The sequence below is a fragment of the Corallococcus sp. CA054B genome (assembly GCF_003611625.1).
In the GTDB taxonomy this organism is placed as follows: Bacteria; Myxococcota; Myxococcia; order Myxococcales; family Myxococcaceae; genus Corallococcus; species Corallococcus coralloides.
The window spans coordinates 24,953-51,735 of the sequence record NZ_RAVY01000043.1 but is presented as its reverse complement, the minus strand read 5'-3'; the positions used below and the strand labels follow the sequence as shown (position 1 = coordinate 51,735).

Annotated in this window: 26 protein-coding genes; 11 read left to right on the top strand and 15 right to left on the bottom strand. The window is 71.1% G+C overall.

The genetic code is table 11. The features are described 5' to 3' along the window. Together D7V80_RS13780 and D7V80_RS13775 are read left to right on the top strand one after the other, a co-directional pair. The coding region (locus D7V80_RS13780; RefSeq protein WP_233585319.1) for a vitamin K epoxide reductase family protein at nucleotides 1-1,382 on the top strand (1,382 nt) is incomplete at its 5' end. 24 nt (nucleotides 1,383-1,406) lie between these two features. After that, nucleotides 1,407-1,784 carry a translation initiation factor gene (locus D7V80_RS13775; protein ID WP_120588589.1) on the top strand — a complete coding sequence of 126 codons (378 nt, stop codon included), beginning with the start codon at nucleotides 1,407-1,409 and terminating at the stop codon, nucleotides 1,782-1,784. Nucleotides 1,785-1,844: 60 nt separating this feature from the next. Here the strand turns inward: D7V80_RS13775 and D7V80_RS13770 are convergent, their stop codons facing one another. Together D7V80_RS13770 and D7V80_RS13765 are read right to left on the bottom strand one after the other, a co-directional pair. Continuing rightward, entirely contained in the window at nucleotides 1,845-2,852 is a 1,008-nt protein-coding gene (locus D7V80_RS13770) for an isocitrate/isopropylmalate dehydrogenase family protein (protein WP_014399738.1), read from the bottom strand. A gap of 203 nt (nucleotides 2,853-3,055) precedes the next feature. After that, nucleotides 3,056-3,844, bottom strand: a complete 789-nt coding sequence (locus D7V80_RS13765; protein WP_120588588.1) for a DUF2270 domain-containing protein — start codon at nucleotides 3,842-3,844, stop codon at nucleotides 3,056-3,058. Between the two features lie 174 nt (nucleotides 3,845-4,018). On the opposite strand from D7V80_RS13765, the gene D7V80_RS13760 reads away from it, so the two are divergent. Both D7V80_RS13760 and D7V80_RS13755 read left to right on the top strand, forming a co-directional pair. Next, entirely contained in the window at nucleotides 4,019-6,052 is a 2,034-nt protein-coding gene (locus D7V80_RS13760; protein ID WP_120588587.1) for a response regulator, read from the top strand. Nucleotides 6,053-6,086: 34 nt separating this feature from the next. Continuing rightward, nucleotides 6,087-7,337, top strand: a complete 1,251-nt coding sequence (locus D7V80_RS13755) for a tetratricopeptide repeat protein (RefSeq protein WP_120588586.1) — start codon at nucleotides 6,087-6,089, stop codon at nucleotides 7,335-7,337. A gap of 1 nt (nucleotide 7,338) precedes the next feature. Here the strand turns inward: D7V80_RS13755 and D7V80_RS13750 are convergent, their stop codons facing one another. Next, nucleotides 7,339-7,848 (bottom strand): O-acetyl-ADP-ribose deacetylase, encoded by a 510-nt coding sequence (locus tag D7V80_RS13750; protein WP_120588585.1) that lies wholly within the window; start codon nucleotides 7,846-7,848, stop codon nucleotides 7,339-7,341. Further along, the gene (locus tag D7V80_RS13745; RefSeq protein ID WP_120588584.1) at nucleotides 7,845-8,462 is read right to left on the bottom strand and encodes a DUF4230 domain-containing protein; all 618 of its coding nucleotides are present in this window, start codon (nucleotides 8,460-8,462) and stop codon (nucleotides 7,845-7,847) included. Before D7V80_RS13745 ends, D7V80_RS13750 begins: the two co-directional genes overlap by 4 nt. Nucleotides 8,463-8,556: 94 nt before the next feature. Here D7V80_RS13745 and D7V80_RS13740 point away from each other — a divergent pair, with 94 nt between their 5' ends. Continuing rightward, nucleotides 8,557-9,159: a 2OG-Fe(II) oxygenase gene (locus D7V80_RS13740; protein ID WP_120588583.1), complete on the top strand. Its 603-nt coding sequence runs from the start codon at nucleotides 8,557-8,559 to the stop codon at nucleotides 9,157-9,159. 26 nt (nucleotides 9,160-9,185) lie between these two features. On the opposite strand, the gene D7V80_RS13735 is transcribed toward D7V80_RS13740, so the two are convergent. After that, nucleotides 9,186-9,728, bottom strand: a complete 543-nt coding sequence (locus tag D7V80_RS13735) for a hypothetical protein (RefSeq protein ID WP_147447097.1) — start codon at nucleotides 9,726-9,728, stop codon at nucleotides 9,186-9,188. Nucleotides 9,729-9,981: 253 nt separating this feature from the next. Between D7V80_RS13735 and D7V80_RS13730 the strand changes: the two genes are divergently transcribed. Continuing rightward, a complete protein-coding gene (locus D7V80_RS13730; protein WP_120588581.1) occupies nucleotides 9,982-10,686 on the top strand; it encodes a hypothetical protein in 705 nt (234 codons plus the stop codon). 77 nt (nucleotides 10,687-10,763) lie between these two features. Here D7V80_RS13730 and D7V80_RS13725 read toward each other — a convergent pair whose 3' ends face one another. Next, a complete protein-coding gene (locus D7V80_RS13725) occupies nucleotides 10,764-12,275 on the bottom strand; it encodes a hypothetical protein (RefSeq protein ID WP_120588580.1) in 1,512 nt (503 codons plus the stop codon). Between the two features lie 143 nt (nucleotides 12,276-12,418). Between D7V80_RS13725 and D7V80_RS13720 the strand changes: the two genes are divergently transcribed. Further along, entirely contained in the window at nucleotides 12,419-13,195 is a 777-nt protein-coding gene (locus D7V80_RS13720; RefSeq protein WP_120588579.1) for a hypothetical protein, read from the top strand. A 14-nt stretch (nucleotides 13,196-13,209) separates the two neighbouring features. Here D7V80_RS13720 and D7V80_RS13715 read toward each other — a convergent pair whose 3' ends face one another. The 3 genes from D7V80_RS13715 to D7V80_RS13705 form a co-directional block, all read right to left on the bottom strand. Next, a complete protein-coding gene (locus D7V80_RS13715; protein WP_120588578.1) occupies nucleotides 13,210-13,569 on the bottom strand; it encodes a DUF2019 domain-containing protein in 360 nt (119 codons plus the stop codon). Beyond that, the gene (locus D7V80_RS42230; RefSeq protein WP_199738609.1) at nucleotides 13,563-14,879 is read right to left on the bottom strand and encodes a hypothetical protein; all 1,317 of its coding nucleotides are present in this window, start codon (nucleotides 14,877-14,879) and stop codon (nucleotides 13,563-13,565) included. Before D7V80_RS42230 ends, D7V80_RS13715 begins: the two co-directional genes overlap by 7 nt. A 242-nt stretch (nucleotides 14,880-15,121) precedes the next feature. After that, nucleotides 15,122-15,679 (bottom strand): helix-turn-helix domain-containing protein, encoded by a 558-nt coding sequence (locus tag D7V80_RS13705; RefSeq protein WP_120588596.1) that lies wholly within the window; start codon nucleotides 15,677-15,679, stop codon nucleotides 15,122-15,124. A gap of 90 nt (nucleotides 15,680-15,769) precedes the next feature. Between D7V80_RS13705 and D7V80_RS13700 the strand changes: the two genes are divergently transcribed. Both D7V80_RS13700 and D7V80_RS13695 read left to right on the top strand, forming a co-directional pair. Continuing rightward, entirely contained in the window at nucleotides 15,770-16,486 is a 717-nt protein-coding gene (locus D7V80_RS13700) for an SDR family oxidoreductase (protein WP_304987560.1), read from the top strand. Continuing rightward, nucleotides 16,483-17,511, top strand: a complete 1,029-nt coding sequence (locus tag D7V80_RS13695; protein ID WP_199738606.1) for an S-adenosylmethionine:tRNA ribosyltransferase-isomerase — start codon at nucleotides 16,483-16,485, stop codon at nucleotides 17,509-17,511. Before D7V80_RS13700 ends, D7V80_RS13695 begins: the two co-directional genes overlap by 4 nt. A 4-nt stretch (nucleotides 17,512-17,515) precedes the next feature. On the opposite strand, the gene D7V80_RS13690 is transcribed toward D7V80_RS13695, so the two are convergent. From D7V80_RS13690 to D7V80_RS13680, 3 genes are all read right to left on the bottom strand, one after another. Further along, nucleotides 17,516-18,739, bottom strand: a complete 1,224-nt coding sequence (locus D7V80_RS13690; protein WP_120588575.1) for a zinc-dependent alcohol dehydrogenase — start codon at nucleotides 18,737-18,739, stop codon at nucleotides 17,516-17,518. A 164-nt stretch (nucleotides 18,740-18,903) separates the two neighbouring features. Continuing rightward, the gene (locus D7V80_RS13685; protein ID WP_120588574.1) at nucleotides 18,904-20,424 is read right to left on the bottom strand and encodes a Ppx/GppA phosphatase family protein; all 1,521 of its coding nucleotides are present in this window, start codon (nucleotides 20,422-20,424) and stop codon (nucleotides 18,904-18,906) included. Between the two features lie 118 nt (nucleotides 20,425-20,542). Then, nucleotides 20,543-21,130, bottom strand: coding sequence for a hypothetical protein (locus tag D7V80_RS13680; RefSeq protein ID WP_120588573.1), 588 nt, complete (start codon nucleotides 21,128-21,130; stop codon nucleotides 20,543-20,545). Nucleotides 21,131-21,506: 376 nt separating this feature from the next. Between D7V80_RS13680 and D7V80_RS13675 the strand changes: the two genes are divergently transcribed. Next, nucleotides 21,507-22,520: a serine/threonine-protein kinase gene (locus tag D7V80_RS13675; protein ID WP_233585325.1), complete on the top strand. Its 1,014-nt coding sequence runs from the start codon at nucleotides 21,507-21,509 to the stop codon at nucleotides 22,518-22,520. A gap of 6 nt (nucleotides 22,521-22,526) precedes the next feature. Here the strand turns inward: D7V80_RS13675 and queF are convergent, their stop codons facing one another. Next, nucleotides 22,527-22,892, bottom strand: a complete 366-nt coding sequence (queF, locus tag D7V80_RS13670) for a preQ(1) synthase (protein ID WP_043322193.1) — start codon at nucleotides 22,890-22,892, stop codon at nucleotides 22,527-22,529. Between the two features lie 202 nt (nucleotides 22,893-23,094). On the opposite strand from queF, the gene D7V80_RS13665 reads away from it, so the two are divergent. Continuing rightward, nucleotides 23,095-24,999: an ATP-binding protein gene (locus tag D7V80_RS13665; protein WP_120588571.1), complete on the top strand. Its 1,905-nt coding sequence runs from the start codon at nucleotides 23,095-23,097 to the stop codon at nucleotides 24,997-24,999. Here the strand turns inward: D7V80_RS13665 and D7V80_RS13660 are convergent. After that, nucleotides 24,986-25,726 carry a carbohydrate deacetylase gene (locus D7V80_RS13660; RefSeq protein ID WP_255417638.1) on the bottom strand — a complete coding sequence of 247 codons (741 nt, stop codon included), beginning with the start codon at nucleotides 25,724-25,726 and terminating at the stop codon, nucleotides 24,986-24,988. The genes D7V80_RS13665 and D7V80_RS13660 overlap by 14 nt on opposite strands. A gap of 34 nt (nucleotides 25,727-25,760) precedes the next feature. Next, entirely contained in the window at nucleotides 25,761-26,783 is a 1,023-nt protein-coding gene (locus D7V80_RS13655; RefSeq protein ID WP_120588570.1) for a PHB depolymerase family esterase, read from the bottom strand.

The window sequence follows — 26,783 nt, the reverse complement described above, 5'->3', positions numbered from 1 at the left end:
CCCCCGTCCCCACCCGTGGCGCACTCGCGCTGCTGGTGCTGGGCCTCCTCACCAGTGCGCTCGCCGTCTATCAATGGATGGAGCTGCTCACGCTGCGCGCCGGTGGCGCCACCGCCTGCGGCATCAACGAGCACGTCAACTGCGAGACCGTCTGGAACTCGGAATTCGCCAGCCGCGTGCACGACACCCTGGGCATCCCCATCGCGGGCCTGGGGCTCGTGTGGGGCCTCTCCGCCGTGGGCCTCGCCGCGCTGTACCTCGCGTGGGCGAAGGCGGGCCGCTCGGTGCGTCCGGCGTCCGGCGGCCTGCGCCTGCTGGCGCTCGCGGGCGTCGTCTCCGTCGCCGTCTTCGCCAGCGTCAGCGCGAGCGTGGGCGTGGTGTGCCCCACGTGTCTGGGCACCTACGTGCTGGTGCTCGCGTTCGCGGGCGTGGCCTGGCGCGGCCTGCCCGGACCCCTGCTGCCCCAGGCGGGCGAGTGGGGCGACACGCTCAAGTGGACCGTGGGCATCTCCGCCGTCGCCTTCGTGGCCATGCTGATGCCCGGCCGGGCCACGCCGCACGCGCCGAAGGCGGGCGCCTTCCTGCCGCCGGTGGCCTCCTCGCAGGCGCAGAACACGTCCGGCTCCAACTCGGGCATGCCGCCGCCCCCGCCCGCGCCGCCGACCACGCTGCCTGAGTTCATCGCCAGCCTGCCGCAGGACCAGAAGCAGTTCCTGGCGGACTCGCTGGCCATGTACCGGTCGGGCACGCCGAAGCTCGCGGCCTATCCGCCGCGCGCGCTCTACGGCCCGCCGGACGCGCCGGTGAAGGTGCTGGAGTGGACGGACAGCAAGTGCCCCCACTGCAAGTCGCTGGTGGAGGAGCTGGCCCTCATCAAGCAGCACGCCCCCAAGGGCATGCTGTCCGTGGAGGCGCGGCAGTTCCCGCTGGATGGCCAGTGCAACCCGGCCATCCCCAACCGCGGTCCTGACGCGCTCAGCGTGCGCTGCGCCGCGGCCCGGGCCACGGTGTGCCTGGAGGGCGCGAAGGACTTCTGGGAGCTGCGCGAGAAGCTCTTCGCCGCGCAGGCCTTCCTGGACACCGACAAGGTGATGGAGATCGCCAGCTCCGGCTCCGTGGCGCGCCCGCAGCTGGAGGGGTGCATGACGGCGCCGGAGACCATCGGGAAGCTGCGCCAGGATGTCGAGTACGCCATGCGCTACAACATCCAGGGCACGCCGCTGGTGCTGGTGAACGGCCGTGAGGTGCCCCCGTCCGCGCCGCTCATCTACGCGCTGGTGCTGGCGAGCGGCAACCCGGACGCCCCCGCCTTCAGCACCCTGCCGCCGCCGCGCCCGCGGGGCACCGGCGCCCCCGGCCACGAGGGCCACGCCCACCCGTAAAGGGACAGGAGCGCGGAGGACGCCATGGGCAAGCGCGACAAGAAGGACGAGGCCCCGCCGCCGGGGCCCTTCAACAACCCCTTCGCCGCCCTGTCCGCGCAGCGGGAAGCGCTGCCCTCGGGGCCGCCTCCTCCGCCACCCCGGGAGAAGCCGGAGCCGAAGGGGCCCGCGCGCGCCGTGGTGCGCATGGAGCGCAAGGGCCGGGGCGGTAAGGAGGTGACGGTGGTGGAGCAGCTGGGGCTGCCCGCCGCCCAGCTGGACACCTGGCTCAAGGCGCTCAAGAACGGCCTGGGCTGCGGTGGCGTGGTGGAGGAGGACGCGCTGGTGTTGCAGGGCGACCAGCGCGAACGGCTCCCCGCGCTCCTGGAAGCGCGGGGCGTGCGCAAGGTCACCGTCGGCTGAAAACAGGAAGGGGGCCGGAGGAGAACCTCCCGCCCCCTTCGAAGCACCGCGTGCGCTGGACTACAGCGCGGCGATGATGGCGTCGGTGAACTCGCGCGTGGTGGCGCTGCCGCCCAGGTCGCCGGTGCGCACCTTCGACTCGCCGCCGTAGACCTTCTGGATGGCGTTGGCCATGCGCTGGGACGCCTCACGCAGGTCCAGCCACTCCAGCATCATCACCGCGGACATCATCAGCGCGGTGGGGTTCGCGATGCCCTTGCCCGCGATGTCCGGGGCGGTGCCGTGCACGGCCTCGAAGACGGCGGTGCGCTCGCCGATGTTGGCGCCCGGCACCATGCCCAGGCCGCCCACCAGGCCCGCGCACAGGTCGCTGACGATGTCGCCGTAGAGATTCTCCAGCACCATCACGTCGAAGCGGGTCGGGTCCTTCACCAGCTGCATGCAGAGGTTGTCGACGATGACCTCGTCGTACGCGACCTCCGGGAACTCGCGGCTCACCTTGCGGCAGCAGTCCAGGAAGAGGCCGTCCGACAGCTTCATGATGTTCGCCTTGTGGATGGCGGACACCTTCTTGCGGCCGTTCTTCTTGGCGTACTCGAAGGCGAAGCGGGCGATACGCGTGGACGCCTTCTCCGTGATGACCTTGATGGCCTCCACGACGCCCGGCACCACGATGTGCTCCAGGCCCGCGTAGAGGTCCTCGGTGTTCTCACGCACGACCACCAGGTCGACGTTCTCGTAGCGCGTCTTGACGTTGGGGACGCTCTTCACCGGGCGCAGGGACGAGTACAGGTCCAGCCGCTTGCGCAGGCCCACGTTCGCGGAGGGCAGGCCGCCGCCCACGACCGTGCCGGTGGGGCCCTTGAGCGCCACGCCGCTGCGCAGCACCGCCTCCACCGTCTCGTGGGGCAGGTTGGTGCCGAACTTGGCCACCACCTCCGTGCCCGCGTCCTTGAACTCGAACTCCAGGGGGACCTTGAGGGCTTCCAGGACGCGGATGGTGGCCGCCGAGACCTCGGGACCAATGCCGTCGCCGTTGATGACCGTCACAGTGCGCGTGTTCGCCATGGGCCCGGTTCACACCACAAATCCGGGAGGGCCGGAAGGGCGAAAGCAGCAGGGATTCACCCCTGGGCATGGCCCCCATCAGCCTGGGTGGGCCGTCAGGCCGCCCGGTGGGGGCGCCTGGGGCGCCGGGCCTCCCGGCGTGACGGTCGTGTCACGCACCTGACCCTGGGGTGGCATCCGGGCCCGGGTGCGCTCCAGGTGGATCAGTGGCGGTCGAACGGGGCCGGCGGGCGCTGCGCGCCGGCGCGGGCGCCGGGAGGGCGCGGGCGCTTGCGGCGCTGGATGGCGTAGGGCCGGTAGAAGGACTCCCAGAGCGCGGCCCTGCGTCCGCGGGGCCGGGTGCGCAGCTCACCGAGTGGCGACCGGATGAAGAAGGACGCGGTGAAGAGGTACGCCGCCGCCAGGGTGAGGAACAGCAGCGCGGCCATCACCACCGGGCCTGGAATCCAGGCCACGTGCGCCCGGTCCACGAAGTCCCCGAAGTCGCGCGGCGGCCGCGGATGGCTGTAGACCTTGAAGAACCAGGTCACCAACAGGACGATGAGGATGGGCCCGTACGCGCGGTTGAGCCGCGTCGCGATGGCGGACACCAGCGACAGCTGGATCTGCGGCCGGGACATCTCCACCGCCAGCTCCCGCAGCGCGTCCGGATCCACCGGCTCGTGCCGCAGCATCGGCGCCCACCAGCCGTCCTCCAGCAGGCGCACGCGGCGGTTCCACAGGTCGTAGTAGCGGTAGCGCCGAGCCTCGATGAGCAGGAAGGACACCACCATCCAGATGCCCACCAGGAACGTGACGTGCGAGCTCTCCTGCGACGCGAAGCCGAAGGAGATGACCGCCGCCGTGGTGGTGAGCGCCCAGTTCGTCGTGGTGTCCAGCCGCGTGCGCCACGTGTCCGAGCGGCTCAGCTCGCCACGGAAGAGCTGCGCCATGGCCTGCTGAGAGATCTCAGGCTGCTCCAGGTCGTTCTTCCTGTGCTCCTTCGTGCTCATCCGTGCCTGGAAAGGTGGGGACGACCGCTCGCCGCCGCCAGGGCGGCCGGACAGGCGGGCGCTCGGGGCCCATGATGGAGGGGTTCGTGTGGAACGCCTGACATCGCCGCACCCCGAGGCGACGGGGGACGGGTGGCCGGGCGCCTGGGGCGTGCGCATCGTGCGCCCTTGAGCGTGCCTTCTTCCGATACCGCCATCACCGCGCTGTCAGGCCTGCTCTCGGACGAGGGCGAGCGCATCACGCGCCTGTGGTCCAAGCGCCTGCGCGCGGAGACGTACGAGGTGGAGGTCCCCGGCCGGGACCTGCGCGCACCGCTGCGCCATCTGTTGGATGAGCTTGCCCGGCTGCTCGAGGACCGGGGCGAGGACGCGGTGCGGCTGTGGCCGGAGGTGGTGCGGTCGCATGGGGCCTTCCGGTACGACCAGAACTTCGAACCCGAGGACCTGACCCGCGAGTTCAAGTCGCTCCAGGAGGTGCTGCTCTACGTCTATGCACGCCGCAACGGAGGCGTCATCCACGCGGACGTGGCGGAGCTGGTGTCGGAGCTGGTGTGGGAGGCGGACGCGTCCGCGCAGGCCTCCTACGCGCGCGTGCTCAAGACGGAGGAGGTGCGCTTCCGCGAGGCGGCGGTGATGGAGTCGGTGCTCAACCACGTGGAGGTGGGCATCCTCCTGGCGGAGACGGACGGCATGGTGTCCTTCGCCTCGCCGCCGGTGAGCCGCCTGATGGGCGTGCCCATGCGCGCGGTGGTGGGCGCGCGCGCCACGGGCTCCTTGGGGCCCGTGCTCACCCAGGTCAACGCGCGGCACCCCACGGGCGAGCCCTTCAAGGTGCAGGACATGCCCTTCCTGCGCGCGCTGCGCGAGAAGGCGCCGGTGCGCGGCGTGATGATGCAGGTGGAGCGCCCGGGCGGCGGGGACGCCACGCTGGAGATGAGCGCCACGCCGGTGTGGGAGGAGGACCACGTCCTCGCGGGCGTCATCCAGACCTTCAGCGACCGCACCGAGGCCGCGGTGAAGACCAAGGCCCTGGAGAACGCGCACGGCGAGGTGCGCAGGCTCCAGGGACAGCTGCTGCGGCGCACCCGGCAGCAGGCCTTGGGGCAGCTGGCGAGCGGCGCCGCGCACGCGCTCAACAACTTCCTCAACGTGCTGCGGCTGCGCATCACGCTGCTGCAACGCGAATACAAGCCCGAGCACGTCGACGCGCTGGACAAGACGGTGCGCAACATTGGCGACCTGGTGGCGCGGCTGCAGGAGTTCAGCGTCCAGCGCACCGAGGAGCGCCTGGGCGACGTGCCGGTGGACCAGACGGTGCGCGAGGCGCTGGAGCTGGCCCGGGGAGAGCTGGAGCAGCGCGAGCACCCGGTGCACACGGAGCTGGACCTGGGCTTCCCGTGGGGCGTGAAGGCGGATGCGGGCTTCTTCCGCGAGCTCATCGTCAACCTGATGCTGTCCGCGCGCGACCGCATGGAGGGCGGCGGCACGCTGGTGGTCCGCTCCCGTCCCGCCGGGGAGGACTGGCTGGACCTGCGCATCGAGGATGGGGGCCGGCCCTACGCGCAGGATGAACTGGCGGGCCTGTTCGACCCGCTGCGCCGGGACCCGGGGGCGCCGCAGTTCTCGCTGTTCCTGGCGGTGGCGCGCACGCAGGTGCAGCGCTGGGGCGGAGAGCTGACGGTGGAGAACCGGCGCGACGGCTCGGGGGCGAGCTTCATCGTGAGGCTGCCGCGCTTCCGCGACGTTTCCGACGGCGCGCTCGCTGCCACCGAGCCGCAGCCAGTGCAGCCGGCGGGACGCATGCCGCGGATGCCCGGGCGCGCGCGCCGCGTGCTGGTGGTGGACGATGACCTGGACAACGCACGGATGATGGCGGAGGTGCTGGGCGAGGAGGGCTACGAGGTGCAGGTGGCGCACAGCCCGGAAGTGGCCCTGCACATCTGGGAGAAGCACCCCTACGACGCCGCGCTGCTGGACGCGGTGATGCCGGAGATGACGGGCTGGGAGCTGGCGCGCGAGCTGCGGCAGCGCACGCCCCAGGCGCTGCTGGCCATCGTCACCGGCATGGACGTGCGCGGCCAGAACCGCGCGAGCCTGGCGCAGGTGGATGCCGTGTTCCGCAAGCCCATCGACGTGGGCGCCCTGGACGACTTCCTCTCCCAGCACCGGGGCGAGGAGGAGCCTGCTGAACACGACACAACGCATTGACGGGCCCGAACCCCGGAGGGAGTAGAGTCCGCGCGTGATTTCCCCGGCGGAACTGGAGCGCCTGCGCCGCAAGGTGGAGGCGGGTGAAGTGCTCAGCGGCGCGGAGCTGGAGGCGCTGCGTGACGAGGCCGCGCGCACGCCCGGACCCACGCTGCGCCTCACCGTGGCGCATGCGCTGGTCAACGCGGACGCTCAGCGCGAAGCCCTGCCGTTGATGCAGGCCCTGCGGCGTGACTTCCCCAAGGACCTCCAGGTGCGCCTGGGGCTCGCGCGAGCGCTGCTGGGATTGGAGCGGCACCGGGAGGCGGAAGCCGAGCTGCGGGAGGCGCTGGTCCTGAGCCCCGGCGACCCGGAGGCCCTCAAGGTCCTGGCCGTGCTCGCGCTGCGGCAGGGCGAGGGTGCGCGCGCCCGCGCCTACGTGGCGGAGGCCGTGGAGCGGGACCCCTTCGACGCGGAGGCGAAGCTGCTGCGCGCGGAGCTGGAGGCCGCGGACCTGCCTCCGCCGCCCGCGCCCGAGGAGCAGGTGCTGCGCCCGGAGTTCACCGCCGCGCTCACCGCCGCCCTGGGCCGCGCGGGCGTGGCCTTCCGGCGTCAGGGCCGCGACCTGCTGGTGAAGCTGGCCTCGGGTGGCGTGGGCCGCGTGGACGTGGGCTCGCTGTATGCCGCGTATCAGGAGGCTCCGCAGGGGCTCACCGAGCACGTGGAGGCGCTGGCGTCACGGCTGGGCGGATTGTCCTCGGGCGTGGGGCCCACGGGTGTGTCCTTGGAGGCGCTGCGCCCGGTGCTGCGGCCTTCGGGCTTCGTGGCGGGGACCCAGGGCGCGCTGTTCCGTCCGGGGCCCGAGGGGCTGGAGGTCTTCTACGTGCTGGAGGACGCGGAGTTCGTGCGCTACCTGCCGGCCTCCGCGCTGACGGAAGCCGGGCTCACGCTCGAAGCGGTGGACGCGGCGGCGTGGCACAACCTGGAGCTGCGGCCCGCGGACGTGCGACCCGTCGTCATCGACCAGGGCGAGGTGCGGCTGGCGGAGGCGTTCTCCGGCGTCTGGGCGGTGACGGGCGGCGACGGGCACGACGGCGCACGGCTGCTCACGAAGGCACAGCGCCGCAGGCTGGAGGCCGCCACGGGCGGAGGCCCGCTGCGCGTGAGCCTGGGCCGGCGCGAGGTGGCGCTCCTGTGCCGCGACTCGGACGGGGAATCGGTGCGGAGGCTCGCCGCGCTGGGGCACGCGCCGGACGGCGTGCCCGGCGCGTTCGTCCTGGATGGGGACTCACTGCGGAGCGCGTGACCTACGCGCCCAGCGCCCGCTGATACACCCTCAAGTCCTGCTCGCTGAAGAGGACCACGGTGACGCGCTCCAGCTCCGGCCGCCGCGCCAGGGCCGCGCGGATCTCCCTCAGGGCGATGGGGGCGGCCCGTTCGATGGGGAAGCCGTAGGCGCCCGTGGAGATGGCGGGGAACGCCACCGTGCGCAGCCCGTGCTGCTCCATCAGCGCGAACGTGTTCCGGTAGCACGAGGCCAGCAACTCGTCCTCGCCTTGGTCCCCGCCCCACCACGAAGGGCCCACCGCGTGGATGACGTGGGCCGCGGGCAGCCGGTATCCCCGTGTGATGCGCGCCTCGCCCGTGGGACAGCGGCCCACCGTACGGCACTCCGCGAGCAGCTCCGGCCCCGCCGCGCGGTGGATGGCACCGTCCACGCCGCCGCCACCCGACAGGCCGGAGTTCGCCGCGTTCACGATCGCGTCCGCCGCGATGCGCGTGATGTCTCCCTTGATCAGCTCCAACCGTTCCGTCATCCCGCGCTCCCCACCGGCAAGGTCTCCACGAACCGCACCTCGCGGAAGCCCAGCGTGAGCAGGAGCCCCCGCAGCGAGCGCTCCGCGGACTGACGCGCCTTCTCCTGGAGGCGCCGGTCCTGCCGCACCTCCCTTTCGAATGCCAGACGCGCCTTCTCCAACAGTTGCGCCGTCTGCGCGCTGTCCAGGTTGGAGTCGATGATCTCCGTCTCCCCGGGCCGCAGGGCCACCGTGACTTGAAGCGGCGGCAGGAGCACGTCCACGCGCGTGCCCACGGCGCGCAGGTGGCTTGAGTCGAAGCGCTGGAAGTCGAACCCCAGGTGCGCGTCCGCGAACACGATGGCGCGGCCGTGCGGGTTCTGGAGCGTGTAGCTGGCCCAGAGCAGCACGTCCTTCCACAGCGCGTCCGTGGCCTGCGGCTCCGGCGTGAACGTGACCTTCTTGTAGAGGGACACGTCCAGCGTCTCCAGCCGGGCCACCTCCCGCATCTGCTCCACCACCGCCGCCGTGTCCGGCAGCCGGGGAGACGCGGGACGCAGCAGCACCCAGGCCGCCAGCGCGCCGAGCGCGACCGCGGCGAGGAGGGAGAGGGCTCGCGAGACGTTCTTCGCCATGGGGGAAAGTCTACCCGCTTCCGGAACGGGGGCATCCTGGTGCAGCGTGCGGACGCGGGCTTCCGGACAGGGACTCGCGAAGGAGTAGCGCAGGATGGAGCTGACGGATGTGGAGGCGGAGGCCCTGGGTTCCCAGGGATACTTCGTTCGGGACGCCTTCCTTGGTGAGGCGCGGGCGCTGGCGGCAAGGGCCGCGGCGCTCGCGCGAGTGGAGGCCGGGATGCTGAAGCCCGCGGGCATCCGGCGCGGCGCGAACCATGCGCTCGATACGTCCGTGCGCGGCGACCATATTGAATGGGTGCTGCCCGGCGCCGCCCCCGAGCTGGAAGCCCTGTGGCATCGCTTCCAATCGCTGGGCGAGGCAGTGTCCGCGGGCGCGTACCTGGGGCTGGGGCGCTTCGATGTGCAGCTCGCCTGCTACCCCGGCGGCGGTGCGCGCTATGCCCGCCACCGCGATGCGTTCCCCGGACCATTCAACCGCCGGCTCACGGCCATCTGGTACGCGAACACGGATTGGAAGCCGGAGCATGGCGGCGTGCTGCGCCTCTTCACGGAGGACACGGGCGCCACCGTGGAGGTGGCGCCCGTGCTGGACCGCCTGGTGGTGTTCCTGAGCGAGCGGCTGGAGCATGAGGTGATGCCCGCCCACGCCACCCGCCTGGCCCTCACCGCGTGGTTCTACGGCCGGGGTATCTGAGGAGGGCTGCGACACCTCCGCGCGTTCTAGCCCGCGTCGAACGCGCTGCCCGCGTCGAAGACGGGTCCCCCATCGTAGGACGGGCCGGGGCCCGCGTCGTAGCCCCCGTCCTGGGACGGACCGGTGCCCTCCAGCGTGCCAATGATGTAGATGTCGCCCGTCCCCCCGCCGGGGCAGTTCTGCGGATTGCGCCGCATCTGGAGCTGCGCGTACGCCACGGAGCCGGAGTACACGTCCACGAACGTGGTGCCGGCGTACACCTCCAGCCCCGCCTGGTTGTAGGCCCTCACGTCCACCATGCGCCCGGGCCCGGAGGGGATGTTGCTCAGGTAGCCCTCGATGTAGCCATTCCCCACGTAGAGGGGCTGGGGGCGCGAGGGCGGAAAGTCTGGCGCGCTCACGGTCGCCTCGGCCGAGGTGACGCCGCACGCGTCACCCGCCAGCGAGATGCGCATCTTCACGGACTCCGTCCCCTGGAGCTCCTCGAAGTCCTCGGTGCCGGCGCCGCAGGCCGCGACCATCAGCGCGCAGCTCGTTCCCAGCACGAATCCCCATCCCGTTCGCTTCATGTCGTCCCTCTCCCTGGTGGCGCGTCAGTCGCGCGACCTTGAGACACGCACCCCGTCCGGGTTGGGACATCCACCGTGACGAAAGTGCCGGACGGCAACGGCGCGGGGTGGAAAACGGGTCGAGCCTGCCTGCTCCACGGCCTGCCCGGACGCGGGCGGATTCCAGGGGGAACGGCGGCGTCCGTGGCCCCTGTCGCGTGACGGGGGCGTGTCTAGGTTCTTCCCCAGTCATCTCGTACGGGGGATTGAGAGCATGTTCCAGAACAGGACGAAGCGGCACTGGGTGATGGGACTGGCGTTGGGGGCGTCCATGGCGTTCCTCGCCGGCTGCGGCAGCTCGAAGGCCGCGCGTGTGGACGACGCGATGATGGCTCGCGTCCCGGAGGAGCAGCTGGGCGAGGTGCGTGACGCGCAGCTGGCCCGCACCAAGGCCGCCGACAACGTGACGCGCGCAGAGGTGGCGGTGCGCGACGCCGAGCGCGCCGCGGAGGTGGCCCGCCGCAACGGCGACGCCGCCAAGAGCCGCATGGAGGCGGAGAAGGCCGCGGTGAAGGCCGCCGAGGCCACCGGTCAGCAGCGCCCCATCGCGCAGGCGCAGTCCAAGCTCCAGGGCGCCGAGGCGGGACGCATCGCCGCGGACGCCGAGGTGGCCTGGCACGACCGCAGGACGGACACCGCCAAGGCGGAGAAGGACCTGCGCGACGCGGAGCTGAAGGTCGCGGACACCGAGCTCAACCTGGCCCAGTTCAAGGCGCTGGAGAAGAGCGGCGACGTGCGCGCCAGGGAGATGTCCGAGGCGAACTACATGGCCGCCGTCGCGGAGGCCAAGCGCGGGGTGGAGGACGCCCGGCGCCGCGTGGACGAGCAGAAGCGCGTGGAGCAGGACGCCCGCGCCGAGTGGCAGCGGCTGCGCTCGGAGGCCCCGCAGGGCTACGGCGGCAGCGGCGACGCGGACTGACGCTCCGGCGTGAATCACGGAAGGGGAGGCCCCGGGCACTCGCGAGGGTGCCAGGGGCCTGCCTCCGTCGCGTGGGGCTACTCCACCTTCAGGGTGGCGGTGCCCTTCAGGTCGCGCTGGAGCGTGAGCCAGAGCGCCTTGCCCGCCGCATCCACGGACGCGAAGTAGTCCGTGTCCGCGGTGAGCGGCTGGCCATCCAGGGTGACCGTCGCCGGTGCCGTGGCGGCGGTGTAGCCATGCACCACCAGCATGGGGTGCGCGAGCGTGCGCCCCGCGGTGTCGAACGCCAGCGTCACGCGGTTGGAGGCGGCGTCCGCCTCCCACGTGGCGTAGACGGGGTTGTAGCCGGCGACGTCGTAGGTGACGGAGTCGGTCCGGCCCACGCCGCCCGGGCCGCGCGTGCGCACGGTGCCCTCGGAGGCGGTGAGCTTCACGCCTTGCCAGGCCTCCACCTCCGACACGAGCGACAGCACGGGGCTGGCCGTGTGCGTGCCCAGCACCATGAAGACGGAGTAGCTCTGGTAGGGGTGGCCGGAGAGCATCACGCCGTCATCACCCAGGCGCGGGTACTGCGAGAGGCCCACCGCGCCGAAGTTGCTGCCCCACGCGAGCCGGTGGGAGTTGGTGACGGAGGGCAGCTCGTACTGGTTGAGCTGGTAGGGCCAGTTGTAGTCCACGGGCATGGGGCCGTTGGCGTGGCGCGTGCCCCACTCGGGATACAGCCAGTAGCCGCCCGCGGGCTTCTGCTCCCACGTCTGGGTCTGCACCGCGCCCATCTCCGCGTCCGGCGCGGCGGTCCACATGCGCGTGTAGGGGACGACGTTGGGTTCGCGGTAGTCCCAGCCGGTGTTCATCGTCACGGGGGAGGACAGGGTGACGAAGCGGTAGCGGTCGCCCCAGCCCAGGCCGGCGATGTCCGTGTTGGCGTTGCCGTCGAAGGCCAGGTCGCCGTAGGGCGAGCGAACGTCGGCTTCAATCTGGTTCGCGGGGAAGCCGGACGCGTCGTGGGTAATGGCATACAGCGGGTGGTCCCGGCCGGTGGCGAAGAGGTACTGCACGGTCACCTGCACCACGCGGCCATCCAGCGACAGCGGCCACTTCAGCTCGTGCAGGGCATGGTGCGCGCCCTTGAAGACGAAGCGGCCGGTGCCGCGCACGTCCTGCGTCCAGGCGCCCCACGTCTGGCCTTCCTTCAGGTGGCTGGTCACCATGCCCCAGCCGGGCACTTGCGTACTCTGGCCGTCGCAGACGCGCTCGGCGCCCGCGACCTCGTAGGTGTAGCGGCGGATGTAGCCGCCGTTCCAGCCCGCGGGGTCCGCCGCGTCGTTGCGCACGAGCGACACAGAGCGCACGTGGCAGTCGCGGTCGCGCCAGACGTAGCGGTCCGTCTTGAAGCCGCTCAGGTCCTTCGCGCACTGCAACCGCAGGGGCGCGCAAGTTCCGCTGGCCGGGTCGGCGGTGTTGCTCTCCACGCAGGGGTCGATGACGGGGTTGGGATTCTCATCACCGGGGCGCACGTCCTTGCCGCCACAGGCGGTGAGGCCCAGCGCCAGCAGGGCCACGGTGTGTCGAGCGGAGGGGAGGGGCATGGTCGTTCTCGAAGAAGTGGGAGCGCAGGCTTGCCACCCTCACGCACGGTGATGCAAGCCCCCACGCGGAGGCCCAGCGCCTCGGGGGTGTTCCTGACGCGAGTGGGCGGTCGAGCGCCAGGGCGCACGGTGGGGAGGCCCCGATGCACGAGGAGCGTGTCCACCGTGCGGGCATGGCGAACGGACGGCGGCTCGTCACGGTGGGACTCCTGGGCCTCTTCTCGGTGCCCGCGGTGGCGAAGGAAGGGGTACAGGGGCGGGTGCAGGAGTTCTTCCTGGGGGACGGAGCGCCACCGCAGCAGCGCGGGCAGGTGGAGCTGGGCACGGGGCTGGAGTGGACGCGTCAGGACGGTGAGACGCGCTTCGAGCTGCCGGTGCGTGGCGAGTACGGCCTGAGCGACCGCGTGCAATTGGAAGCGAAGGTGGCGCTGACGACGCCGGAGGATCCGCGAGGGTTGGACACGGCGGAGGCGGGCATCGGCCTGGCGCTGATCAATGACCGCCGGCGAGGCTTCACGCTGAGCCTGGGCATGGACCTGGAGGCCACGCGCGATATCCGGGACGACCGCTTCCGCCCGGGCTTCGAGCCGTACCTGCTGGCGTATCAGGACGTGGGGCCGGTGGGCTTCAACCTCCAATTGAAAGTGGAGGAGCTGCCCGGGGTGCGAGGCCTGGGGAGCGAGCTGCATCCGGACTTCGCGGCCGGAGCGGTGCTCGCACTGGGGCCGCTGCGGCCGATGGTGGAGGCGGGCTGGAGGGACGAAGACGGTACGTCCACCTTGCTCCTGTCACCGGGGCTGCTGGCGCGTCCGCTGAAGTCCCTGGAGTTCGGAGTGGCGGTGCCCTGGAGGCTCCACGCGGGAGGAGCCCGCGACGTGGGCGTGATGGGGATGCTGACGTGGCAGGGCGGTGGGGCGTAGCGGGCTGGCTTGGCTCACTCGGGATCCAGGGACCAGGTTCCTTCTTCCCATCGCTTCAGGGCTTCCTGTGCTTCAAAAGGGATCAGCCCTTTGCCCTTCGCGGCCTCCTCCAACACGGCCTTGGCTTCGGCGGTGCGATACCGCAGGAGCAGAGCAGCCGCTGCCGTTCGAACATCCATGCTCGGATGGGTGAAGAGGGTTGCGAGCGCGTCCCTCCCTACATCTCCGTGGGCCCTCAGTTGGTTGAATGCTGCGAGTGATTCCTTCGCATGCTTGTTCCCCGCTTTCGCATCTCCTCCCATGATGGCCTCGGTTTGGGCCTCCGTATGTTTTGCGAATTTTTCGACGATCTTCTGAAGGTCGCCCATCACCATAGTCTGTTCCGAATGTTGTCGATTGCGCGGAGCCCGAACGCAGCTTGAGCTTCGAATGATTGGGTGCTCAGCCACTGGCGCACCGTCAGCGACGTCGAACCTGTAATCCGATACTTGTACGAAGAATAAAATGCACTCACCGAATGATGAAGTGCCTTGTCGAGTGGGATGATGTTCTCCGAGTTGTGGAGCGCCTGTGGCCCGAAGCGCGACACGTTTCCGTCTGTCTGCTCCACGATGTGGTGCCACTCCTTTCCATTTCCCGCCGGTCCCATGGCCCGCTTGAACGATTTGAAGGACGAATAGCCCCTGGGCCCGCTTTGAGATGAGCCTCCTGCGCCTGAATCATCGCCTCGCTGGAGGATGATGGCCGCACCGGGAGCGCTGCTCAACACCGCCGCCGTGCGTCCCACGGGGACCGAGATGCGCTCCAGCACCAGCGCCCCCTCCGCCGACAGCGACAGCACGGGCACCGTGGCGTCGATACCTGACGTCAGCCCCTTCAGTGTCCGCGTCGTGGTCGAGGCCGCGCCCCAGATGGCCACGACGCTCGTCGTCAGCCGGGCCATCTCGCGGATCTGCTCGCCGGCCGTCATGTACTGGAATCGCTCCCAGTACTCGGGCGACGACGCGATGAGAGCTACGATGCCCGCGGGAAGATTGCGCAGTCCCGCGATGCTGTCCGCTGGGCGGGTGAGGACCTGTCCCAGTGCGTGGTACAGCTCCACGAAGGCGTCCTCCGCGCCATCCAGCGAGCGGCTGACAACGTCCGCGTCGTCGTACACCTCGGCCAGCGGCCTTGAATCCGACGCCTGGAGTTGCGCGTCGACCGGGCGGAAGACCCCGCCCTTGCCGCTGTAGAAACGTCCCAGCTCGAAGTTGCCCGCGCGGAAGGCTCCGTTCCTCCACTCGATGGACGCGACCTTTTGCTGTGTGCGCCCATTGAGCGCCCACGCGAGGTACCCATCTGGCCGCAGCACCGCCACCTGCTCACGGGCAAAGCGCGTCACCCGCCGTGCCAACTCTTCGCGGGAGACCTCGCCGCGCTCCAACACCTCTCGCAGCAGGAACCCCGCCACCATGCGCGGCGGGAAGGTGCCGAGCGTCACCGGCTTCTCCATCAGCCGGCCCAGCACCTCCACTGCGTCGTCTGGCGTGAAGGGATTGCGGCGCAGGGGCAACTCGTCCACGTCCTCCAGCCCGGCGCGGACCAGCAACTTCTCGAAGGCGTCCACGTCCAGCAGGCCCATCTCCAGGGCCTGCCGCGAGACCTTCCCGGGAGGTGCGAGGATGACCGTCCCCACCGGCATGCGGACGGTTTGGCGCCGGTGGAGTCGTTGACTGCCTTCCTCGTCAGACGCGTCCGACGCATGCGAGGCGCTTTGCCGGAAGGCCCGTGAACTGCCTCTCGTGGAGGAAGTCTCCACGCCTGCGCAGCCCACCAGAAGGATGGCCGCGAACAGCGCCACGACACTTACGCGCATCGTCTATCTCCGGGGAGCCCACCCGGGAGGGCGGACAGCCCGGATGCTTCCACTCCGGTCCGACATGTTCACAGCGACGGCGCAAGCAGCACGACGGAGTAGCCCACCGCCGTGCGCGCGCCGGGGTTCTCGTAGGAGTGCTTCTGGTCTCCCCGGAAGACGACGACGTCACCGACTTCCAAGATGAAGCGCTCCCCGCTGGCCACCAGCGCAATCGTTCCGGACTCACAGGCCAGGTACTCGCGCGTGCCGGGCGTGTGGGGCACTCCGGTGATGCGCGCCTTGGGCGGCAGCTCCATCCGGTCGAACTCCATGCCCGGCAGCGGATCCGGCAGGAGCTTGCGCAGGAAGGCCGCGCCTCGCTGCTTCATCGGCAGGCTGTCTCGCCGGTAGTGCCGGGCGCTCGCCTTGGGCCGGGCGAGCAGTTCCTCCAGTGACACCTGCAGCGCCCCCGCCACCCGGTGCAGCACCGACAGCGTGGGGTTCGCCGCGCCGGACTCCAGATGCGCCCAGGTGGCCCGGGGCACGCCCGCCAGCTTCGCGAGCTGCACCTGTGTAGCCCCTCGCGTCTCCCTCAGCGTCCGCAGGTTGCGTGCCAGTCTGCCTGGAAGGTCCTCTTCGCTCATGCGCTGGCATTCTGCCAACGCATTGGCGCCCATGCCATCTTGTCGGAGCCCATCCGCTATCCATGCCTCAAGGAGAGACATGCCATGGACATGCGGAATCAAGCAGTGCTGGTAACAGGCGCGAGCCGGGGCCTGGGCCGGGCCCTGATGGAAGCCTTTGCCCGGCGGGGCGCCCGGGTGGTGGGCGTGGCGCGCGATGCGAAGGCGCTGGAGGCGGCGGTGGCGCCCCTGAAGGCGCGGGGGCTGGCGGTGCACGGGCTCGCCTTCGACGTGGGGGACAAGCAGGCCATCTACCCGCTGGTCGGCGCCGCCACCGCGCTCGTGGGCCCGCTGGACGTCCTGATCAACAACGCGAGCACCCTGGGCCCCACTCCCCTGCCACTCCTGCTCGACACGGCGTGCGAGGACGTGTCGCAGGTGCTGGAGGTCAACCTGCTGGGGCCCTTCCGTCTGACGAAGGCCGTCGCGGGGAGCATGGTCGTCCGCGGCCGGGGCCTCATCCTCAACATCACCTCCGACGCCGCCGTGTCCGCGTATCCCCGCTGGGGCGCCTACAGCGTGTCGAAGGCCGCGCTGGAACACCTGACGCGCATCTGGGCCTCGGAGTTCGAGGGCAGCGGCGTGCGCCTGCTCACCGTGGACCCGGGTGACATGGACACGCGCATGCACAGCGATGCGCTCCCGGACGCCGACCCCGCGACGCTGGCGAAGCCGGAGGACGTGGCCGCGCGCATCCTCGCGCTCGTGGAGGCCCGGGACACCGCGTCCGGCCAGCGCTTCGAGGCCGCGAGCTGGGAGGCCGCATGAACGCCGCACGCTGGCCCCGGGAACACCCCGACACCGCGAGGCTCCTGCACGTGGAGCCCCGCCACGAACGCTTCACAGACACCGTCGCATCGGAACTGCCCCAACTGCTCCGCGAAGGCGACCTGCTGGTGATGAACGACGCGGCCACGCTGCCCGGCTCCCTCACGGGCCGCACCGGCTCGGGCGCCGCCATCGAGCTGCGGCTCCTGTCCCACGAACCCGACGACACCTGGACGGCCGTCCTCTTCGGCGCGGGAGACTGGCGCCGGCGCACCGAGGACCGCCCCCCTCCGCCCGAGCTCCCCGTGGGCGCGCGCCTGGAAGTCGGCGGACTCACCGCGCGGGTGGTGGAGGTGCTGCCCCCATCCCCCCGGCTCCTGCGCGTGGCCTTTGACTTGACCGGCGCGGCGCTCTGGCAGGCCCTCTACTCGGCGGGCCGTCCGGTGCAGTACGCGTACACCGCGGGGCCGCTGGCGCTGTGGCACGTGCAGACGCTCTACGCCTCACGGCCCTGGGCCGCGGAGATGCCTTCCGCGGGCCTGCCCCTCACCGCGTCCGTGCTGCTGCGGCTGAAGGCGCGCGGCGTGCGCTGGGCGTCCCTCACGCATGCCGCGGGACTCTCCTCCACGGGCGACGCGGCGCTGGACGCGGCGCTGCCCCGGCCCGAACGCTCGGACATCCCCGAGCGCACCGTGTCACTGGTGGAGGAGACGCGGGAGAAGGGCGGGCGCGTGGTGGCGGTGGGCACCACCGTGGTGCGCGCGCTGGAAGGGCGCGCGACACAGCACGGGAGGCTGGTGGCGGGCGAGGAGGTGACGGACCTGCTGCTCGGGCCCGGCTACGTGCCCCGGGTAGTGCACGGGCTGCTCACCGGCGTGCACGACCCGGGGAGCAGCCACCATGCGCTGCTCCAGGCCTTCGCGCCGCTCCCGCTCCTGCTCCGGGCCTCGGCGCATGCGGAAGGCGCGGGCTACCTGGGGCACGAGTTCGGCGACACGTGCCTCATCCTGGATTCGGACGCGTGACGCGTCACTGGAGGGTGACGCCCGGCTCCAGTTCCACCTTCACCCAGCCCGGCTTGCGCAGGTCGAAGTTGCGGTACGCGTCGATGGCGGAGGCCATGGACTTCACGTGGCTCAGGATGGTCGTGGGGTCCACCGTGCCGGAGCGCACCAGCTCCAGCAGCTTGGGGATGTACTTGCGGTGGTTGCAGTTGCCCATGCGCAGGGTGAGGTTCTTGTTCATCGCCTCGCCAATGGGGAACGCGGTCATCGTCTGCGGGTACACGCCGATGATGGACAGCGTGCCCGCCTTGGCCAGCGACTGCACCGCCCACTGCGCGGCCTGCGACGGCGCGTCGCCGGGCACCCAGTTGTCGCCGTCCGGCTTCTGCTTGGGCGCGACCTGCTCCACCTCGCGCTTGAACTCGGGCTTCTCCGCCTTGGCCTTCTTGGCGGCCGGGCCGTGGTGCGCGTGCTGCGCGTCCACGCCCACCGCGTCGATGGCGCGGTCCACGCCGATGCCCGCCGTGAAGCGCTTGAGCGTCTCCACCGGGTCCTCCTGCTCGAAGTTGATGACCTCCGCGCCCTGGGCCCTCGCGAGCGCCAGCCGGTCCTCGTGGCTGTCGATGGCGAAGACGCGGCCCGCGCCCAGCAGTCTCGCGCTCACGATGGCGAACAGGCCCACCGGGCCGCAGCCGAACACCGCCACGGTGTCACCCGGCTTGATTTCGGCCATCTCCGCCCCGAAGTAGCCCGTGGGGAAGATGTCGGAGACCAGGATGGCCTGGTCGTCGGTGACGCCGTCAGGCACCTTCACCATCGTGACCGCCGCGTGCGGGATGCGCGCCTTCTCCGCCTGCATGCCGTCGAAGGGGCCCGTCATCTCCGGCCCACCGAAGAAGGCGGTGCCCGCGTCGGGACCGTTCGGGTTCGCGTCGTTGCATTGGGCGTAGTAGCCCGCGCGGCAGTACGAGCAGTTGCCGCACCCGATGGTGGAGCAGATGACCACGCGGTCGCCCACGTTGAAGTTGCGCACGTCCTTGCCCAGCTCCTCGATGACGCCCACGCCTTCGTGGCCGAGGATGGTGCCGGGCTTCATGCCGGGCATGGTGCCGCGGATCATGTGCAGGTCCGTGCCGCAGATGGCGCTGGCGGTCAGCCGGATGATGGCGTCCGTGGGCTCCTTCAGCTTCGGCTCCGCGACGTCGTCCAACCGGATGTCTCCGATGCCATGGAAAACGACTGCCTTCATGTTCCGCTCCTTGCCCCGCCAGGGCCTCGAAAGACGTGAAGGCCCACGGCGCCTTCGCGAAGGCACACGGGACCCGTTCGTCTGGACTCTGGGCACGGTGGTGGGGCCGGGCAGGACCGGCGCCGCGCTCCCTCTGCTGGAGGGCGGGCAGGGAGGCAGTGGCCCTAGCGTCCCGTCGAGTGGACCTGGAAGGCGAGCCGCTTGCCGAACACCTTGCGGAAGGCGGCGACCTCGCGCTCGGCGTTCCACAGCTCCAGGTCGAGGGGGTGGCGGGCGTGCAGGTGCAGCGTCACCGCCTCGCGGCCATCCGTCACCTTGAAGTCGCGGATGGGCTGGTGGTGGCTGTGGTCCAGCGAGTTCGCCACCCGCAGCAGCGTGGCCAGCTTGCGCACGCGCCGCGCTTCGGACGGGGTGAGCCCGGCCATGCCGGAGTGGGACAGCTCCGGCGGAGAGCGCCGGTGGTAGCGGGCGACGCGCGCGATGATTTCACGCTCGCGGTCCGCCAGGCCCGGGATGTCCGCGTTGTGGATGAGGTAGTACGTGTGGCGGTGGTGGCGCTCGTAGCTGACCGCCGTGCCGATGTCGTGCAGCAGCGCGGCGACCTCCAGGTGCGGGCGCACGGACAGGGGCAGCTGGTGCAGCGAGGCCAGGCTGTCGAAGAGGGCCAGGGACAGGCGCGCCACCTGGCGGGCGTGCTTCTCGTCGAAGCGGAAGCGCTGCCCCATGACGATGGCCGCGTCCGCGAGGCTGTGGTCCTCGCGCGTTTCGTCCTGACGGTAGAGCAGGTCCACCAGCAGGCCGTCACGCAGGCCGCGGTTGACGACGCTGACGGACTCCACGCCCAGGTGGCGCGCGACGCCCTCCAGGATGACGGCGCCGGAGACGATGATGTCCGCGCGGCGCGGGTCGAAGCGCTTGCGGCGGCGCTCCGGCGGCATCTTCGCCAGGGCCTCCACGGTCTGGGTGAGCTGTCGCACGGTGGCATTGCCTCCGTTGTCCGCGGCGGCGAAGCCGACCACGGCGCCAATGGTGCCGGACGAGCCCAGCGCCACGCGGGGCAGGGCGGGGAGCTTCTCCGGGAGCGTCTTGTGGAGGGTCTCCTCCACGAAGCTGCGCATCAGCCGCAGCTGCTTGGGCGTCACGGCGCGCGCGGTGTCGAACACCTCCGTGAGGCGCACGGAGCCCAGGGAGAGGCTCCAGAGCTCGTCGGGCTTCTCGCCGGTGGCGATGGCCACCTCCGTGCTGCCTCCGCCGATGTCCACGAGGAGCGAGCGGCTGTTGGCGGGCTTCCTGTGCAGCACGCCCAGGCAGATGAGGCGGGCCTCCTCCTTGCCGCTGACGACCTCCAGCTCCAGGCCTGCTTCCTCGTGCACGCGGCGCACGATGTCCTGCTGGTTGCGGGCCTCGCGCAGCGCGCTGGTGGCGACGGCGCGCACCTGGGCCTTGTGACGGCGGCAGAGCGCGGCGTAGCGGCGCAGGGTGGACAGGAGGCGGTCGGCGGTCTCCGGGGGCATCTCGCCGGTGGTGAAGACGCCCTCGCCGGGACGGATGGGGTCTCGCTCCTGGTGGAGGGTCTCAAGCGAGCCCTCGGCGTCCGGGCGGGCCAGCTCCAGGCGCACGGCGTTGGTGCCCACATCGATGGCGGCGAGGACGGGAGTCGGAGAGGGGCGGGCGGAAAGGGCCATGGGCTCGCGGACGAAAACGCCTGGAGGGGCACGGTCCTTCCGGGCCGTGTCCCTCCAGGTGGGGGCGGTTCCTAGCGTAGCCGCGTGACAGCCGTGTGGCGTTGGTGAAGATGGGGCTTCAGGGCGGGGAAGCGCCGGCTTCCTCCTGGGCGCCGTCGGAGCGGATGATGCGGGAGCGTTCCTGCAGCTCGCGCCAGTTGGCCTCGTACTGATCGCGGGCCGTCTTCCAGGCATGCCCGCGCGCGTGGCGCAGGTTCTTGAGCATCTCGCCGGAGGTCTTCAGGCCGCGCGTGATGAAGTCGAGCTCCTCGCGGGTGAGGAGCGAGTCCTCGGCCCGGGAGCGCTTGTGGGCGGCGATCCAGCCGTCCATCTGCGCGCCCAGTTCCTTCAGTTCGGCTTCGCGTTGGCGCTGGTAGCCTTCGCGGAGCCCTGCCCACCGGGAGCCCGCTTTGTCCAGGTGCTCACGGAAGCGGCTGCGGGCCTTGTCCGCGCCGGCCTTGAGGCGGTCCCAGTCGCGCTCGTCGGCGCGGCGGAGCGCCTGGAGCTCGCGGTTGACGTCGTCGTTGAAGGCACGGGCGCCGGTGAGGACATCGAGCGAGTCCTCACTGTCGGCCAGCTCCGCCTGGGCTTCGATTTCGCGGAAGCGAGCGGTCGCCTCCCGCTGCTCGGCCTCCATCTTCTGGATGTATGCGTCCCGTTCCGTCATGGCGTCCTCCCAGGCACGTTGAATGGAAGAAGCATGGGAACGCCCGTGGGGCGGTGCAGGGCGGAGGGGAACGGGAGGCGGAGCGCCCCGTGAGGCAGGCCATCCATGCGGCCCGCGTCGCAGCCCCCTGTCTCCATCCCGTCAGTCGCGCCACCCCAGGTAGGCCCCCTGGCGTGAGACAGCGACACCGCGCCTTTCCATCACACCTGTGCGAACCCACCCCTCCACGGAGGGCCCATCGGAGGGCCCATCGACGCATGAGACGTGAATCGATACCCTGCGACCCGTGACCGTCGCCGCCGCAGAGAAGAGTGAGAGGATCCGTCACCGCAAGATTGGCGCCTGCCGCGTGCTCGGCGAGCTGGGCCGGGGCGGCATGGCGTTGGTGTATCGCGGCCTGCATGAGCTGCTTCAGCGCGAGGTCGCCATCAAGGAGCTGCTGCCCGAAGGCCAGCGCGACCAGGAGGCCCTGTCCCGCTTCCGCCGCGAGGCGCTGGCGCTCGCCGCCTTCCGCCACCAGAACATCGTCACCCTCTATGACCTGGTGGAGAAGAACGACAGCCTCTTCATGGTCATGGAGTACGTGGATGGCCCCACCCTCCACGGCCTCATCAAGGACGGCCCGCTGCCCCCGGACGTCGCCGCCGTCATCGGGGCTCGCATCGCCAGCGCGCTCGACCACGCGCACTTCCGCCGCATCATCCACCGCGACCTCAAGCCCGCGAACGTCATGCTCACCAAGTCCGGTGAGGTGAAGCTCATGGACTTTGGCATCGCCAAGGACGTCAGCCTCGAAGCCCTCACCCAGCAGGGCATGGCCGTGGGCACGCCGTCGTACATGTCCCCGGAGCAGGTCACGGGCGCGCCCATCGACGCGCGAACCGACATCTTCTCCCTGGGCGTGCTCCTCTACGAGGCCCTCTCCGGCACCCGCCCCTTCGTGGGCAAGACGGCCGGCGAGGTCTTCGCCCGCATCCGCGACGGCAAGTTCACGCCGCTCCAGAAGGTGGCCCCGAACGTGCCGCCCCCGCTCGCGCGCATCGTGAAGCGCGCGCTGTCGGTGAAGCCGGAGGCCCGCTTCCCGGACGCCGCGGCCATGCGCCGCGAGCTGGACCTGTTCCTCGCCCACGAGGTGCGCGTGTCCCACCCGGCGCTGCTCGTGGCCTTCCTGCGCTACCGCGAGAAGCTCACGGAGACGGAGGCCCTGGCCCACCTCACCCAGCAGGAGCTGGGCGTGCTGGACGTCTTCGCCACGAAGAAGCCCTCGCGCGCGCCGGGCAAGCTCAAGTGGAGGCTGGCCGCGCTCACCGCCGGCATCGCGGCGGCGGGCACCGGCCTCTACCTGTCCCACTCCCAGTGGGCGCCGCTCCTGGAGCAGCTCACCCGCTAAAGCGGCTCAGGCCTGCTTCTTCTTGTCGTGCGTGACGGTGACGATGGTCCCGATGCCGCCGCGCACGAAGAAGTCACCCACCACCGTGAGCTTGCGCGGCTGGATGGCCTTGATGATGTCGTCCGCGATGGTGTTGGTCACCTTCTCGTGGAAGGCGCCCTCGTTGCGGTAGGACCACATGTACATCTTCAGGCTCTTGAGCTCCACGCACAGCTGATCCGGCACGTACTTGATGGTGAAGCGCGCGAAGTCCGGCTGGCCCGTGAGGGGGCACAGGCAGGTGAACTCCGGCACGTCGAAGGCGATCTCGTAGTCGCGATCGGCGGCGGGGTTGGGGAAGGTCTGGATTTCCTTGGACGGCTGAGAGGGCATGCGCTGTCGTGTAGCACACGTTCGGCGCGTGTCACCGCCCTCCACAACGCCGCCTCCCCGGCTGCCCGGCCCCGGCTCTGTTCGGGTCCCAACGTGCCGCGACCCTCCGGGACAGGAGAACGTCCGGGGGTGGTTGGCGATCATGCTCGGGGATTCCTATCTCCCTCAGGCGACCCCTGTTGCGAGCGCATCCCCGCCCCTCATGCTGCCACCCAATGACGTCGAGGATGTCCTCTCGTGCCTGCCCCAAGCGCTCCTGCGCGTGGGACCCGACCTGCGCGTCCAATGGTGCGAGGAGGGCTTCGCGGCCAAGACGGGCGTGACGCTCTCGCCGGGCAGCACCCTGCTGGAGGCCCTGGAGCCGGGCCGCAGCCTGGATGCCCTGGAGCGCGCCATCCGGGAACACCGGGTCCACTCCGGCCATGTCATCACCCGCACGCTCCGGCAGGTGCGTGTGCAGGTGAAGCCCACCCACACGAACGGCACGGCCGGGGCGTGGCTGGTGGTGGAGCCGTCCGGAGTGGACGACGAGGGCGCGTTTTCACAGGCCGTGCGGGAGATTGCCCGCGCGGTGGGTGAGTCGCTGGAGGTCGACCGCGTCTGCTCGGCCGCCGTGGTGTCGCTGGTGCGGTGCGCGCAGGTGCGGCGCGCGGAGGTGTTCCTCTACGAGGAGGACGACGCGACGCTCAAGCGCATGGCGGTGTCGGACCTGGAGGGCCTGGACGCGCCGCAGGACGCATTCGACCCGTCCGAGGACCCCTACCGTCAGGCCCTGGCCCTGCGTCAGCCGCAGCTGGGCATCCAGCGCGGCTACGGCGACGCGGTGGGCTCCGTGTTCGCGGCGGTGCCGCTGTGCGCGCCGCGCCGCACGGTGGGGCTGCTGCTCATCTACAAGGAACAGGGCGCGTCCTTCTCCGTGCGTGAGCTGGAGATGTGGAGCGCCGCGGCCAGCCAGCTGGCGGTGGCGGTGGAGAACGCGCGGCTCCTGCGGGAGGCCCAGTCCGCCCTGCGCGTGCGCGAGGAGTTCATGTCCATCGCGTCGCACGAGCTGAAGACGCCGCTCACGCCGCTGAAGCTGGGCCTGTACGCCATGGAGCGCCGCATCGCCGCGGGGCAGCCGGTGTCGCTCGCGAGCGTGCTCAAGTCCAAGCGGCAGGTGGACCGGCTCGCGGGGCTGGTGGAGGACCTGCTGGACGCAAGCCGCCTGGAGCTGGGCCGGCTGGCGCTGGACTCGTCTCCGCTGGAGGTGGGGCAGCTGGTGGCGGAGGTGGTGGACCACTTCCGGCACGCCTTCGAGCGCCCCTTCACGGTGGACGTGCCGCACGACGGCGTCTGGGTCCTGGGCGATAGAGACAGGCTGGAGCAGGTGCTGGTGAACCTGCTGGAGAACGCGCACAAGTACAGCCCCGCGGGGGCGCCCATCGCGGTGAGGGTGGGGCGCACGGGCGAGTCCGCGCGCATCCAGGTGCAGGACCACGGCATCGGGATTCCGGGCGCGGATCAGGCGCTGGTGTTCCAGCGCTTCTACCGGGCGCGCAACGCGTCGCACCGCAACTTCGGCGGGCTGGGGCTGGGCCTGTTCATCAGCCAATCCATCGTGAAGATGCACGGCGGCGCGCTGGCGCTCCGCAGCCGCGAGGGCGAAGGCTCCACGTTCCTCTTGGACCTGCCGCGCATGCCCGCGCACGAGGTTCGCAGGCTGCCCCGGCGCGTGCTGGTGCTGGACGAGGACTCGAACCAGGAGGCCACGGCGGAGCGGACCCTGCGGGCGGAGGGCTTCGAGGTCTTCACGGTGCAGAGCGGCGCGGAGGCCCTGCGCAAGGCGACGCACCTGCCGGTGGACCTCATCGTCCTGTCCACGAGCGCCACGCAGTCCGCGGTGGGCAGCTTCCTGGAGACCTTCGCCACGCTGCCCCGCGCGCGGCCGGTGCCCATCCTGCTGGCGGGGGATGCGCGGCCGTGGTGGGCGCAGGAGAACGCCGCGCTGTGTCCCCGGCCATACCGTCCGGAGGAGCTGCTCGCGGGCGTGCGCACCGTGCTGACGCGCGAGAAGCGCCGGACGCTGACGCCGGTGGAGTCGGAGCTTCCGCTCGTCACGCCCGCGTGAGGCTGTCCGCGCGGAGGACGCGGTAGTCCGTGGGGCCTGCTCCCGCTCGTTCCAGGGCCTCGCGTGTGCGGGCGTCCACGAGGGTGGCCAACTCCACTTCGCGCTGCGCGGCGTAGCGCGTGGTGACGAGCTCGGGCAGATGGCCCGGATGACACATCCACTCCGTGACGCCTTCGGTGGGCAGCGCCGCCAGCTCCTGGGCGAAGCGCTCGGGCGTCCAGTACGCCGTCGCGCCGGACTCGCCCACGAAGTGGTCGTTCGTGGCCACGCCCCGGGCCCTCAGCGCGCCGCGCATGTCCGCGCTGATGGAGCGCACCGGCAGGCCCGCGCGCCTCGCGACGCGTGACAGTCCCTCCAGGACCTGGGGATGCCGGTGCAGGTGCTTGTGCACGTCCAGGTGCGTGGCGGCCTGGCCCAGCAGCCGTTCCAGCCGCTCCAACTGCGCGAGCGCCTCCGCCTCCACCACGTCCGCGGGAAGCCCGTCCACGCGGCTGCCGTCGAGGCCTCCGTCCACGGTGCACCACTCGCGCGGGAAACCCATGCCCACGGGCGCGCCGCGGTCCAGGTTCAGGTGCAACCCGATGGCGAGTCCCCGGGCCTGCCTCGCGGCGGACTCGGAGTCCGGTGCGTTCACCATCAGGGTGGCGGAGGAGACGACGCCCTCGCGCATTGCCTGGAGGATGCCCCGGGTGATGCCCGGGTCGTAGCCCAGGTCATCGGCGTTGATGATGAGGGCGCGGGGTGGCGTGGCCTTGACTCCTTCAGGGGCGGGGACGCGCCTGGAAGAAGCGCCACATCTGGAGGGACGCGTCCAGGTCCGTCGTGCCGCCATTGTAGAGGGACTGGCCGGGCCACGCATGCTTGCCGCCGGTGACGGTGCACAGGCTCGCGGTGGCGCTCTCTGGCTGGCAGCCCGTATACGCCACACAGGTGCTGTTGCCCTGCTGATACGTCTGCTGCTGGGGACCGGTGCAGCCGTTGAACTCCGCGAAGCGGCGCACGGACTCCGGGGCGGACGGGTAGGGCTTGCCGCCGAGGACGTTGCTGCCTCCGTCGTAGAAGATGGTCTCGTCGGCGCTGCCGTGGATATGGAGCACGGGGACGGGGCGCGACGGGCGGCAGTCCGTCACGCCCTCCATGCCCGACACGGGCGCGATGGCGGCGATGCGCTGGGCGCGCTCACAGGCCAGCCGGTAGGAGAAGAACCCCCCGTTGGAGAAGCCGTTGGCGAAGACGCGGCGCGGGTCGGTGCACACGCGGGTGTCCAGGTCCGCGAGCAGCGCGTCCACGAAGCCCACGTCGTCCACGTTGCCAATCTGCGCCGGGCCACAGCACGCCTCGCCGTTCCAGCCGCGCGTGTCCGGTTCTCCCCGGCCGTAGACTTCCGGGAAGTTGAGGCCGCGCGGATACACCGCGATGAAGCCCTCCGCGTCCGCCAGCGAGGAGAAGCCGGTCAGCGCCTCCTGCTCCTGCTCGGTGGAGCCGAAGCCGTGGAAGCTGAGGACGACGGGCGTGGGCTTCGTGGCGTCGTAGCCAGCGGGGACGTGGACGCGGAAGGCGCGGGTGTGGCCGCCGTGCTCGACGGTCCAGTCATAGGTGCCGGGCGTCACGGTCAGGCCCGAACAGGCCGTGCGGTCCGCGGGGGCCACGTCCCCGGCAGGCGTGGACGGCAGCTCCGTCCCGGGCGGGGCGTCGGTGTCGTCATCCGGCGAGGCGCTGGAGCCGCACGCGGTGGCGGTCAGCAGCAGGCTGGACGCGGCGAGGGCGAGGAAGCGAAGGCGCAT